This window comes from Streptomyces sp. NPDC111656 (assembly GCF_055656965.1).
The window spans coordinates 409,359-421,577 of record NZ_JBVKCA010000006.1; the positions used below are offsets into that span (position 1 = coordinate 409,359).

At 70.6% G+C, this 12,219-nt stretch carries 10 protein-coding genes; 9 read left to right on the forward strand and 1 reads right to left on the reverse strand.

What is annotated here, in order from left to right:
* Positions 1 to 8: 8 nt before the first annotated feature.
* Entirely contained in the window at positions 9 to 2,168 is a 2,160-nt protein-coding gene (locus ACZ7M3_RS20860) for an ATP-binding protein (protein ID WP_472065028.1), read from the reverse strand.
* Positions 2,169 to 2,383: 215 nt separating this feature from the next.
* Between ACZ7M3_RS20860 and ACZ7M3_RS20865 the strand changes: the two genes are divergently transcribed.
* The 9 genes from ACZ7M3_RS20865 to aroB all read left to right on the forward strand — a co-directional run bounded on the left by ACZ7M3_RS20865 (position 2,384) and on the right by aroB (position 12,056).
* On the forward strand, positions 2,384 to 2,827 hold the full coding sequence (locus ACZ7M3_RS20865; protein WP_075027554.1) for a DUF948 domain-containing protein: 444 nt from the start codon (positions 2,384 to 2,386) through the stop codon (positions 2,825 to 2,827).
* A 7-nt stretch (positions 2,828 to 2,834) separates the two neighbouring features.
* Positions 2,835 to 3,179 (forward strand): DUF6167 family protein, encoded by a 345-nt coding sequence (locus ACZ7M3_RS20870; protein ID WP_067365972.1) that lies wholly within the window; start codon positions 2,835 to 2,837, stop codon positions 3,177 to 3,179.
* A complete protein-coding gene (gene alaS, locus ACZ7M3_RS20875; RefSeq protein ID WP_472065030.1) occupies positions 3,179 to 5,851 on the forward strand; it encodes an alanine--tRNA ligase in 2,673 nt (890 codons plus the stop codon). The genes ACZ7M3_RS20870 and alaS overlap by 1 nt, the downstream gene beginning before the upstream one ends.
* Positions 5,852 to 5,889: 38 nt before the next feature.
* Positions 5,890 to 6,354 (forward strand): Holliday junction resolvase RuvX, encoded by a 465-nt coding sequence (gene ruvX, locus ACZ7M3_RS20880; protein WP_054233989.1) that lies wholly within the window; start codon positions 5,890 to 5,892, stop codon positions 6,352 to 6,354.
* Between the two features lie 122 nt (positions 6,355 to 6,476).
* Positions 6,477 to 8,270, forward strand: coding sequence for an endolytic transglycosylase MltG (gene mltG / locus ACZ7M3_RS20885; RefSeq protein WP_472065032.1), 1,794 nt, complete (start codon positions 6,477 to 6,479; stop codon positions 8,268 to 8,270).
* On the forward strand, positions 8,251 to 9,090 hold the full coding sequence (locus ACZ7M3_RS20890; protein WP_472065034.1) for a shikimate dehydrogenase: 840 nt from the start codon (positions 8,251 to 8,253) through the stop codon (positions 9,088 to 9,090). Before mltG ends, ACZ7M3_RS20890 begins: the two co-directional genes overlap by 20 nt.
* A 178-nt stretch (positions 9,091 to 9,268) precedes the next feature.
* Entirely contained in the window at positions 9,269 to 10,453 is a 1,185-nt protein-coding gene (gene aroC, locus ACZ7M3_RS20895) for a chorismate synthase (protein WP_472065036.1), read from the forward strand.
* Positions 10,450 to 10,968, forward strand: a complete 519-nt coding sequence (locus ACZ7M3_RS20900) for a shikimate kinase (protein ID WP_472065038.1) — start codon at positions 10,450 to 10,452, stop codon at positions 10,966 to 10,968. The genes aroC and ACZ7M3_RS20900 overlap by 4 nt, the downstream gene beginning before the upstream one ends.
* Positions 10,965 to 12,056, forward strand: a complete 1,092-nt coding sequence (gene aroB / locus ACZ7M3_RS20905) for a 3-dehydroquinate synthase (protein ID WP_095855791.1) — start codon at positions 10,965 to 10,967, stop codon at positions 12,054 to 12,056. The genes ACZ7M3_RS20900 and aroB overlap by 4 nt, the downstream gene beginning before the upstream one ends.
* Positions 12,057 to 12,219: the final 163 nt, after the last annotated feature.

The window sequence follows — 12,219 nt, forward strand, 5'->3', positions numbered from 1 at the left end:
CCTGCGCGTCAGCCCGTCGTCTCCCCGCCCTTCGAGGTGGGCGAGACGGCGGGCTTCCGCGTGTCCGGAGGCAGCCCGCGCGGCGCGGGCACCGCACCCAGCGGCCGGGGACCGGGCCGCCGCAGTGCCCGCGCCACCGCCGCCTCCCGCCCGAGCCGAGACCCCGCCCGTACGCACTCCTCGTACCGCTCGTCGCCCAGCCGCCGCCGGGCCCCGGCCTCGCACCGCTCGTGCGGCACGTTGTAGTACGCCGAGCCGAACAGCGGCAGGCCCACCGAGGGCCACAGCCGGGCCGCCGCCCCCTGCAGCAGCGCGGCCTCGGCCGGATCGCCCTCCGCCTCCGTGACCAGCGCCAGCAGCTCGAGCGCGAGGACCGTGCCGAGCAGGTCGTGGAAGGCGTGCGCGATGTCCAGGCTCTGTTCCAGGAGTTCCCGGGCGCGCCCCGGATCGCCCGCGGTCTGGGCCTCGTACGCCAGCACGTACAGCGCGTAGGCGAGCGCCCAGCGCTCCCCGTGGTCCTCGCAGACCCGGCGGACGTCCTCGCACAGCCGCACCGCGCCCGGCAGATCGCCCCGGAACGCCAGCGCCATCGCCAGCTCCACCTGGGCCATCAGCACGTTGCTGTTGAGCTCGCCGATGGCGTGGTAGCGGTCGAGCGCCGAGCGCAGCAGGGTTTCCGCGCGTGCCATGTCGTCGCCGACCAGCGCCAGACAGCCGGTGCGGTGCTCGGCATAGGCGATCGCGGTGGGGTTGCCGGTGCGTTCGGCCTCCTCGCGGCACTCCTGGAGCGCGGTGAGCGCGGGCACCATGTCGCCCTGGAGGATCGCCACGTAGCCGAGCACCCACAGGGCCTTCAGCCGTGACCGGTCGCGGTCGCTGTCGAGCTCCACCCCGCGCTCCAGCCAGTGCCGCCCCTCCGCGAGACGGCCGCAGCCGACCCAGTAGAACCACAGGCTGCCCGCGAGGTATTGGCCCAGATGCGTCTCGCCCGGCTCGGTCAGGCTGTACTCCAGGGCGCAGCGCAGATTCGGCAGCTCCGTCTCGATGCGCGCGGCCACCTCGCCCTGCCGTGGTGAGAACCAGTCCAGCTCGCACCAGGTGGCCAGGCCCATGTACCAGTCGCGGTGGCGGCGGCGCAGTCGGCCCGCGTCGCCCGCCGCCACCAGCCAGTCCGCGCCGTACGCCCGCACCGTGTCCAGCATCCGGTAGCGCAGGCCGGCCGCCGTCTCCTCGCGCGCCAGCACCGACTGCGCGAGCAGCTCGCCCAGCACGTCGAGGACGTCGTCGGCGTGCAGTCCGTCGCCGCTGCACACGTACTCGACGGCCTCCAGGTCGAACGGTCCGGCGAACACCGAGAGCCGCGACCACAGCAGCCGCTCCTCGGGCGTGCACAGCTCATGGCTCCAGCCGATCGCCGTCCGCAGCGTCTGGTGCCGTGGCAGGGCGTCACGCCCGCCGCCGGTCAGCAGCCGGAAGCGGTCGTCGAGCCGGGACAGCAGCTGCCCGGGGGAGAGGGCGCTCAGCCGGCCGGCGGCCAGTTCGACGGCGAGCGGGATCCCGTCCAGGCATCGGCACAGCTCCAGGACGTCCGCCCGGTTGGCGTCGTCCAGCGCGAACCCGGGCACCCGCGCCGCCGCCCGGTCCGTGAACAGCTCCGCGGCCTCCCGTTCGGGCAGCGGGGCCAGCGGGAACAGCAGCTCGCCCTCGACCTCCAGCGGTCTGCGGCCCACGGCGAGCACCCGCAGCCCCGGCGCATGCCGCAGCAGCTCGCCCACCAGCGCGGCGCACGCGTCCACCAGATGCTCGAACCCGTCCACGACCAGCAGGAGTTGACGCTCGGCGAGATGGTCGAGGAGCAGCGTGCGGGGCGGCCTCGACGTCTGGTCCGCCAGCGCGAGGGCCTCCACGAGCGCGTACGCGACGAGATCCGGATCGCGCACGGAGGCCAGTTCCACCCGCCATGATCCGTCGCGCGGCCGGGTGTGTGCCGCGGTCCGTGCCGCGAGGCGTGACTTGCCCACGCCGCCCATGCCCGTCACCGTCACCAGCCGGGCCTGCCCCAGCGCCTCCGCCAGCCGTGCGAGTTCGGCCGTGCGTCCCACGAACGCGTTGAGTTCCAGGGGCAGATTGCCGGGTGCGGACCGGTCGGAGCACTCAGAAGCTCGCATGGGACACGGAGCGTACTGACCCGTATGCGGTCCGTACAATCGCTTCGCGCAAGTCCGGCCCCGCAGCCGGTAATGCGGTACGGAGCGGCGGCCCCGGCGCGATAGGCTCGGGGGACGACTTTTTGATGTTCAGACGCGATGTTCAGACGCGATGTCCAGGCATGTATCGGACACGGCGTCCGGGCATGTACTGGCAGGCATGTACTAGGGAGCGGGTGCGAACAGTGTCCGGTGGAGAGGTGGCCGGGATCCTGGTGGCCGTCTTCTGGGCGATCCTGGTCTCCTTCCTCGCCGTCGCACTGGCGAGGCTGGCCCAGACGCTCAGGGCGACCACCAAGCTCGTGGCGGACGTGACCGACCAGGCCGTCCCGCTGCTGGCCGACGCCTCCGCGGCGGTGCGTTCCGCGCAGACCCAGATCGACCGGGTCGACGCCATCGCGTCGGACGTCCAGGAGGTCACCTCGAACGCGTCGGCGCTCTCCACGACCGTCGCGTCCACCTTCGGCGGCCCGCTGGTGAAGGTCGCGGCGTTCGGCTACGGCGTCCGCCGGGCCATCGGCGGCCGCAAGGACAATGTGCCCCCCAAGGCCTCCCGTCGTACCGTGATCGTGGGCCGCACCGTCCCGTCCGCGCGACGGGGAAAGCGGAAGAAGGACTGACGCAGCGATGTTCCGCCGTACGTTCTGGTTCACCGCCGGCGCAGCCGCGGGTGTGTGGGCCACCACCAAGGTCAACCGCAAGCTCAAGCAGCTGACGCCCGAGAGCCTCGCGGCCCAGGCCGCGAACAAGGCGATCGAGGCCGGGCACCGGCTCAAGGACTTCGCGCTCGACGTCCGCGACGGCATGGCCGAGCGGGAGGCCGAACTCGACGAGGCACTCGGGCTCGATCGCCACCCCGAGCTGCCCGCGCCCCGGCGGATCGCCGCGATCGAGAACAGTCCGAAACACAGCAAGAACCCGACGTACGTCGAGAGGTCGACGTACTCGTACAACCGGAATGAGGACCACTGATGGAGTCGGCCGAGATTCGCCGCCGCTGGTTGAGCTTCTACGAGGAGCGCGGTCACACCGTCGTTCCCTCGGCGTCGCTCATCGCGGACGACCCGACTCTGCTCCTGGTCCCCGCGGGCATGGTGCCCTTCAAGCCGTACTTCCTCGGTGAGGTCAAGCCGCCGTGGTCGCGCGCCACCAGCGTGCAGAAGTGCGTGCGTACGCCCGACATCGAAGAGGTCGGCAAGACCACCCGCCACGGCACGTTCTTCCAGATGTGCGGCAACTTCTCCTTCGGCGACTACTTCAAGGAAGGCGCGATCACCTACGCCTGGGAGCTGCTCACCTCGCCCCAGGACAAGGGTGGTTACGGACTCGACCCCGAGCGCCTGTGGATCACGGTCTACCTCGACGACGACGAGGCCGAGTCCATCTGGCGCGACAAGATCGGTGTCCCGGCCGAGCGCATTCAACGCCTGGGCAAGAAGGACAACTACTGGTCCATGGGCGTCCCGGGTCCCTGCGGCCCGTGTTCCGAGATCAACTACGACCGCGGCCCCGAGTTCGGTGTCGAGGGCGGCCCGGCCGTCAACGACGAGCGGTACGTGGAGATCTGGAACCTGGTCTTCATGCAGTACGAGCGCGGTGAGGGCACCTCGAAGGAGGACTTCGAGATCCTCGGCGAGCTGCCCAGCAAGAACATCGACACCGGCCTCGGCATGGAACGCCTCGCCATGATTCTGCAGGGCGTGCAGAACATGTACGAGATCGACACCTCCATGGCCGTCATCAAGAAGGCCACCGAGCTGACGGGTGTCGAGTACGGCGCCGCCCACGACTCCGATGTCTCGCTGCGCGTGGTCACCGACCACATGCGCACCTCCGTGATGCTCATCGGCGACGGCGTGAGCCCCGGCAACGAGGGCCGCGGCTACGTGCTGCGCCGCATCATGCGCCGCGCCATCCGCAACATGCGGCTGCTCGGCGCCACCGGCCCGGTCGTCAAGGACCTCATCGACGTCGTGATCGAGATGATGGGCCAGCAGTACCCGGAGCTCGTCACCGACCGGCAGCGCATCGAGACCGTGGCCCTCGCCGAGGAGGCCGCCTTCCTCAAGACGCTGAAGGCCGGCACGAACATCCTCGACACGGCCATCTCCGACACCAAGGAGTCCGGCGGCACGGTGCTCGCCGGCGACAAGGCCTTCCTGCTCCACGACACCTGGGGCTTCCCGATCGACCTCACCCTCGAAATGGCCGCCGAGCAGGGCCTTTCGGTGGACGAGGACGGCTTCCGGCGTCTGATGAAGGAGCAGCGGGACAAGGCCAAGGCCGACGCCCAGGCCAAGAAGACGGGCCACGCCGACCTCGGCGCCTACCGTCAGATCGCCGACGCCGCGGGTGAGACCGAGTTCATCGGCTACGACCGGACCGACGGCGAGTCGCGCATCGTGGGCATCCTGGTCGACGGTGTCTCCTCGCCCGCCGCCACCGAGGGCGACGAGGTGGAGATCGTCCTCGACCGCACCCCGTTCTACGCCGAGGGCGGCGGCCAGATCGGTGACACCGGCCGCATCAAGGTCGACACCGGTGCCGTCATCGAGATCCGCGACTGCCAGAAGCCCGTCCCGGGTGTGTACGTCCACAAGGGCGTCGTCCAGGTCGGCGAGGTCACCGTCGGTGCCCAGGCCCAGGCCATCATCGACTCCCGTCGTCGGACGGCCATCGCCCGCGCCCACTCGGCCACGCACCTCACCCACCAGGCCCTGCGCGACGCCCTCGGCCCGACGGCCGCCCAGGCCGGTTCCGAGAACCAGCCCGGCCGCTTCCGCTTCGACTTCGGTTCCCCCTCGGCCGTTCCGACGACCGTCATGACCGACGTCGAGCAGAAGATCAACGAGGTGCTCGCCCGTGACCTGGACGTGCACGCCGAGATCCTGAGCCTCGACGAGGCCAAGAAGCAGGGCGCCATCGCCGAGTTCGGCGAGAAGTACGGCGAGCGCGTCCGCGTCGTGACCATCGGCGACTTCTCCAAGGAGCTGTGCGGCGGCACGCATGTGCACAACACTTCCCAGCTCGGCCTGGTCAAGCTGCTCGGCGAGTCCTCGATCGGCTCCGGCGTGCGGCGTATCGAGGCCCTGGTGGGCGTCGACGCCTACAACTTCCTCGCTCGCGAGCACACGGTCGTCGCCCAGCTCCAGGAGCTGATCAAGGGCCGTCCCGAGGAGCTCCCCGAGAAGGTCTCCGCCATGCTCGGCAAGCTGAAGGACGCCGAGAAGGAGATCGAGAAGTTCCGCGCGGAGAAGGTCCTGCAGGCCGCCGCCGGTCTCGTGGAGTCCGCCAAGGACGTCCGCGGTGTGGCTCTGGTCACCGGCCAGGTCCCGGACGGCACGAGCGCCGACGACCTGCGCAAGCTGGTTCTCGACGTGCGCGGCCGCATCCAGGGCGGACGGGCCGCCGTGGTGGCTCTGTTCACCACCGCGGGCGGCAAGCCGCTCACGGTCATCGCCACCAACGAGGCCGCCCGCGAGCGTGGCCTCAAGGCCGGTGACCTGGTCCGTACGGCCGCCAAGACCCTCGGCGGCGGCGGTGGCGGCAAGCCGGACGTCGCCCAGGGCGGCGGGCAGAACCCGGCCGCCATCGGCGAGGCCGCCGACGCGGTCGAGCGGCTCGTCGCCGAGACGGCCAAGTGAGCACGGACGGCTCGCAGCGGAGCGAGGACGGCCGGGGCATGCGCCGCGGCCGTCGGCTCGCGATCGACGTCGGGGATGCCCGGATCGGGGTCGCCTCGTGCGACCCCGACGGGATCCTCGCGACTCCGGTCGAGACCGTGCCGGGGCGCGATGTCCCGGCCGCTCAGCGCCGGTTGAAGCAACTCGTCGAGGAGTACGAGCCGATCGAGGTCGTCGTCGGGCTCCCTCGCTCCCTCAAGGGGGGCGAGGGCCCCGCCGCCGTGAAGGTGCGCGCCTTCGCCCAGGAGCTGGCCCGGGCGATCGCGCCCGTCGGCGTCCGGCTCCTCGACGAGAGGATGACCACAGTGACGGCCAGTCAGGGTCTACGCGCGTCGGGCGTGAAGTCCAAAAAGGGCAGGTCCGTCATCGATCAGGCGGCCGCCGTGATCATCCTGCAGCAGGCTCTGGAGTCCGAACGGGCGTCAGGCAACGCACCGGGAGAGGGCGTCGAAGTGGTCATCTGATCGCGATACGGTAACGTTCCGCGCGATGTGGTGGTGTTCGAACAGCCACCGCACAGCGAAGAGGCGGACGGGAGCCGAGCCACCAGCGACAGCAGCCACCGCCTCGCGGCTCTAGGGGATCGATGACTGAGTATGGCCGGGGCGCAGGCTCCGAACCGTGGAATCCGGAGGACCCGTTGTACGGGGACGGCGGATGGGGAGGACAGGCCGCCGACGGCCAGTCCCCCTACGGCGGCCAGCCGCAGCACTACCCGCAGCAGCCGCAGCAGCAGCACCAGCAGTCCCAGTACGGCGAGTGGAGCGCCGGCCAGCAGGGTGGCTACGGCCAGGAGCAGCAGTACGGCGCCCAGAACCAGCAGCAGTACGAAGGCCAGGGCGGGCAGCAGTATCACGACCAGGGCCGACAGCATTTCCACGGTCAGGGGCAGCAGCAGTACCCGCAGCAGTACCCCGGCCAGGAGCAGCAGTACGTCGATCAGGGTCGGCAGCAGTACAACGGACAGGACCAGCAGCAGTACCACGACGGCGGCTGGGACAACGGGACGCAGCACCAGGTCGCCTACGCCGCCGACCCGAACGATCCGTACGGGAACCAGGCCGCCGGGTACACCGGTGAGCAGCCCGACTTCTACGGCACTCCCGACGCGTATCCGCCGCCGGAGCCGCCCGCCCGTCGCCGCGCCGAGCCCGAACCGGAGATCGACTGGGATCCCGGACCCGACCAGGGCGAACACGCCTTCTTCGCGGGCGGTGACGACGATGACGACCTCGACGACGACGATCCGAAGGCCGGCCGCGGCGACCGGAAGGGCCGCGGCGGCAAGGGCGACAAGGGCAAGAAGCGCCGCAGCGGCTGCGCCTGCCTGCTCGTGGTGGTGGTGTTCGGCGGCGGTATCGCCGGTGTCGGATATTTCGGGTATCAGTTCTACCAAAATCGTTTCGGCCCGGCTCCGGACTTCGCGGGCGAAGGCAGTGGCAAGGTCACGGTCGAGATCCCCAAGGGTGCGGGTGGCCTCGCGATCGCCCGGGTGCTGAAGGAGAACGGCGTCGTCAAGAGCATCGACGCCTTCGTGTCCGCGCAGCAGAACAACCCCAACGGGAACAGCATCCAGGCGGGCGCTTATGTGCTGAGGAAGGGCATGTCGGCTGCCAGTGCGGTCAAGATGATGCTCGATCCCAAGAGCCAGAACAACGTGATCGTCGCTCCTGGGCAGCGCAATGTCGTTGTCTATCAGGCGATCGACAAGAAGCTCGATCTCGCGGACGGCACCACCGGGAAGATCGCCCAGAAGGAATACAAGACCTTCGGACTTCCCAGCTGGGCGAACGACAGCAAGGACATAAAGGATCCGCTGGAAGGATTCCTCTATCCGGCGACCTATCCCGCCGCCAAGGGCATGAAGCCCGAGGCGATCCTGAAGCAGATGGTGACGCAGGCCAAGGAGAAGTACACGGCGTACAACCTCGCCGCCAAGGCCAAGGAACTGAACCTGCAGAACCCGCTCCAGGTCGTCACGGTCGCGAGCCTCGTCCAGGCCGAGGGCAAGACGCACGACGACTTCCGCAAGATGGCCGAGGTGGTCTACAACCGTCTCAAGACCACGAACACGGAAACCAACAGGCTGCTCCAGTTCGACTCGACCTTCAATTACCTGAAGGGCCAGAGCAACATCCACATCAGCGAGTCCGAGATCAACAGCAACAAGGACCCGTACAACACCTATACGCGGAAGGGTCTGCCGCCAGGACCGATCGGCAACCCCGGTGACGACGCGATGAAGGCGACGTTGAACCCGACCAGCGACGGCTGGGTCTATTTCGTGGCGACCGACGGCCAGAGCAACACCGAATTCGCCAAGACCTATGCGGAATTCCAGAAGCTCAAGGACAAGTTCAATGAGAGCTCGGGCAACTGACGCCCGAAGGGCCGCGGTACTCGGCTCCCCGATCGCCCATTCCCTCTCCCCGGTGCTGCACCGCACCGCGTACCGGGAGCTGGGACTCGGCGACTGGTCCTACGACCGTTTCGAGATCGACGAGGAGGCGCTGCCGGGCTTCTTCGGGGACCTCGGTCCCGAGTGGGCGGGTCTGTCGCTGACCATGCCGCTCAAGCGGGCCGTCATCCCGCTGCTCGACGAGGTCAGTGAGACGGCGGCCTCGGTCGAGGCCGTCAACACGGTCGTGTTCACCGAGGACGGCCGTCGCGTCGGCGACAACACCGACATCCCCGGGATGGTCGCCGCGCTGCGCGAGCGCGGGATCGAGCAGGTGGACTCCGCCGCGATCCTCGGCGCGGGCGCCACCGCCTCCTCCGCGCTGGCCGCGCTCGCCCGGATCTGCACCGGCGAGGTCGTCGCCTACGTCCGCAGCGCGGAGCGGGCCGCCGAGATGCGGCAGTGGGGCGAGCGGCTCGACGTGGAGGTCCGTACGGAGGACTGGGCGCACGCCGCGCAGGCCCTGCGCGCCCCGCTCGTGATCGCCACCACCCCTGCGGGTGCGACGGATGCCCTGTCCGCCGCGGTCCCGGAACGGCCCGCGACGCTCTTCGACGTGCTGTACGACCCGTGGCCCACCGACCTCGCGGCCCGCTGGTCCGGCTACGGCGGCGCCGTGGTCAGCGGACTCGACCTGCTCGTGCACCAGGCGGTGCTCCAGGTCGAGCAGATGACCGGGCGCGCCCCTGCGCCCCTCGACGCCATGCGGAAGGCGGGCGAGCAGGCCCTCGCGAGCCGCTGAGCACCGCCGCGGCGGGCCGGCCGCCGTCCCGCCTGATGGACCTGCGGCGGGGCACCGCGCCCGGACGTGGGAGGATCGGAGGTGGCGGGCCCGGGCCGCGCACCCGGTCGCGCCGTCGCCGTACACGAGGACGCGTGTACGCAGCAGCAGTACCAGGGCGCGAGCATGAGGAGCACCGTTGAGCAGGTTGCGCTGGCTGACCGCGGGGGAGTCCCACGGTCCCGCACTTGTCGCGACGCTGGAGGGTCTTCCCGCCGGCGTGCCGATCACCACGGAGATGGTGGCGGACCACCTCGCCCGGCGGCGCCTGGGCTATGGACGCGGTGCCCGGATGAAGTTCGAGCGCGACGAGGTCACCTTCCTGGGCGGTGTCCGGCACGGTCTCACCCTCGGCTCGCCGGTGGCCGTCATGGTCGGCAACACCGAGTGGCCCAAGTGGGAGCAGGTCATGGCGGCCGACCCGGTGGACCCGTCGGTGCTGGCGGAGGTGGCCCGCAACGCCCCGCTGACCCGGCCCCGGCCCGGCCACGCCGACCTCGCGGGCATGCAGAAGTACGGCTTCGACGAGGCCCGGCCGATTCTGGAGCGCGCCTCCGCCCGGGAGACCGCGGCCCGTGTCGCGCTGGGCGCCGTGGCCCGTTCGTACCTGAAGGAGACGGCCGGGATCGAGATCGTCTCGCACGTGGTCGAGCTGGCCACGGCGAAGGCCCCGTACGGCGTCTACCCCAAGCCCTCGGACGTCGAGAGGCTCGACGCCGACCCGGTGCGCTGCCTCGACGCCGACACGTCGAAGGCGATGGTCGCGGAGATCGACCAGGCCCACAAGGACGGCGACACGCTCGGCGGCGTCGTCGAGGTGCTCGCGTACGGCGTGCCGGTGGGCCTCGGCTCGCACGTGCACTGGGACCGGCGCCTCGACGCCCGGCTCGCGGCCGCGCTCATGGGCATCCAGGCGATCAAGGGCGTCGAGGTCGGCGACGGCTTCGAGCTGGCCCGTGTGCTCGGCTCCAAGGCCCACGACGAGATCGTCCACACCGAGGACGGCATCCGCCGCACCTCCGGCCGTTCCGGCGGCACCGAGGGCGGTCTGACCACCGGCGAGCTGCTGCGCGTACGCGCCGCGATGAAGCCGATCGCGACCGTGCCGCGCGCGCTGGCCACGATCGACGTGGCGACCGGCGAGGCCGCCAAGGCCCACCACCAGCGCTCCGACGTCTGCGCGGTCCCGGCCGCCGGAATCGTCGCCGAGGCCATGGTCGCCCTCGTCCTCGCGGACGCGGTGGCCGAGAAGTTCGGCGGCGACAGCGTGCCCGAGACGCGGCGCAACGTCGAGTCCTACCTCGAGAACCTGGTCGTGCGGTGACCGCTGGACCGCTGGTCGTCCTCGTCGGGCCGATGGGTGTCGGCAAGTCCACCGTCGGCGCGCTGGTCGCGGGCCGGCTCGGCTGCGCCTACCGCGACACGGACGACGACATCGTGGCCGAGCAGGGCCGCACCATCGCCGACATCTTCGTCGACGAGGGCGAGCCGGCCTTCCGCGCCATCGAGAAGAGCGCCGTGCACAAGGCGCTGGCCGAGCACGAGGGGGTGCTGGCGCTGGGCGGCGGCTCGATCCTCGACGCCGACACCCGCGCGCTGCTCGCCGGGCACCGGGTCGTCTACCTCTCGATGGACGTCGAGGAGGCGGTCCAGCGCACCGGCCTGAACGTGGCCCGTCCGCTGCTCGCCGTCAACCCGCGCCGACAGTGGCGCGAGTTGATGGAGGCCCGCCGCCACCTGTACACCGAAGTCGCCCGCGCGGTCGTGCCCACCGACGGCCGCACCCCCGAAGAGGTCGCCCAAGCCGTCCTCGACGCACTGGAGTTGAAGGAAGCATGAGCGAGGCAGTGACGCGTATCCAGGTCGGCGGCACCGCGGGAACCGACCCGTACGAGGTCCTGGTGGGCCGTCAACTCCTCGGTGAACTGGGCACGTTGATCGGCGACAGAGCCCAGCGCGTCGCGATCATCCACCCCGAGGCGCTCGCCGAGACCGGGGACGCGCTCCGTGCCGACCTGGCCGGACAGGGCTTCGAGGCCGTCGCCATCCAGGTGCCCAACGCGGAGGAGGCCAAGACCGCGGAGGTCGCCGCCTACTGCTGGAAGGCGCTCGGCCAGTCCGGCTTCACCCGCACCGACGTCATCGTCGGCGTGGGCGGCGGCGCCACCACCGACCTCGCCGGGTTCGTGGCGGCGACCTGGCTGCGCGGGGTGCGGTGGATCGCCGTTCCCACCACCGTGCTCGGCATGGTGGACGCGGCGGTCGGCGGCAAGACCGGCATCAACACCGCCGAGGGCAAGAACCTCGTCGGCTCCTTCCACCCGCCCGCGGGCGTGCTCTGCGACCTGGCCGCGCTCGACTCGCTGCCGGTCAACGACTTCGTCTCCGGGCTCGCGGAGATCATCAAGGCCGGCTTCATCGCCGACCCGGTGATCCTCGAGCTCATCGAGTCCGACCCCGAGGCGGCGCGGACGCCCGCGGGCCCGCACACCGCCGAGCTCATCGAGCGCTCCATCAAGGTGAAGGCCGAGGTCGTCTCCGGCGACCTCAAGGAGTCGGGGCTCCGCGAGATCCTCAACTACGGCCACACCCTCGCGCACGCCATCGAGAAGAACGAGCGCTACAAGTGGCGGCACGGCGCGGCCGTCGCCGTCGGCATGCACTTCGCCGCCGAACTCGGCCGACTGGCGGGCCGGCTGGACGACGCGACCGCCGACCGCCACCGCACGATCCTGGAGTCCGTCGGCCTCCCGCTCAGCTACCGCTACGACCAATGGCCCAAGCTGCTGGAGAACATGAAGGTCGACAAGAAGTCCCGCGGTAACCTGCTGCGCTTCATCGTCCTCGACGGGCTGGCCAAGCCGACCGTCCTGGAGGGCCCCGACCCGGCGGTGCTCCTCGCCGCTTACGGCGAAGTGGGGGAGTAGCTCCCAACGGGCCCCTACTTGGCCCTGTTTGCCCTCCGTTCATGGGCACTCCCCAGCTTCCCCGGCCGTTCACACAACGACGGCCGGGGAAGGTACCGTTCGGTAGCGGGCGGGAGGCTCCGCTCGCCGGCGTCCATCGCCTGCCGCGAGTGTCCCGGCGGCG

Coding starts and splice junctions, on each gene's coding strand:
- ACZ7M3_RS20860 (WP_472065028.1), bottom strand. CDS start 2,168: ATGCGAGCTTCTGAGTGCTCCGACCGGTCCGCACCCGGCAATCTGCCC.
- ACZ7M3_RS20870 (WP_067365972.1), top strand. CDS start 2,835: ATGTTCCGCCGTACGTTCTGGTTCACCGCCGGCGCAGCCGCGGGTGTG.
- alaS (WP_472065030.1), top strand. CDS start 3,179: ATGGAGTCGGCCGAGATTCGCCGCCGCTGGTTGAGCTTCTACGAGGAG.
- ruvX (WP_054233989.1), top strand. CDS start 5,890: ATGCGCCGCGGCCGTCGGCTCGCGATCGACGTCGGGGATGCCCGGATC.
- mltG (WP_472065032.1), top strand. CDS start 6,477: ATGACTGAGTATGGCCGGGGCGCAGGCTCCGAACCGTGGAATCCGGAG.
- ACZ7M3_RS20890 (WP_472065034.1), top strand. CDS start 8,251: ATGAGAGCTCGGGCAACTGACGCCCGAAGGGCCGCGGTACTCGGCTCC.
- aroB (WP_095855791.1), top strand. CDS start 10,965: ATGAGCGAGGCAGTGACGCGTATCCAGGTCGGCGGCACCGCGGGAACC.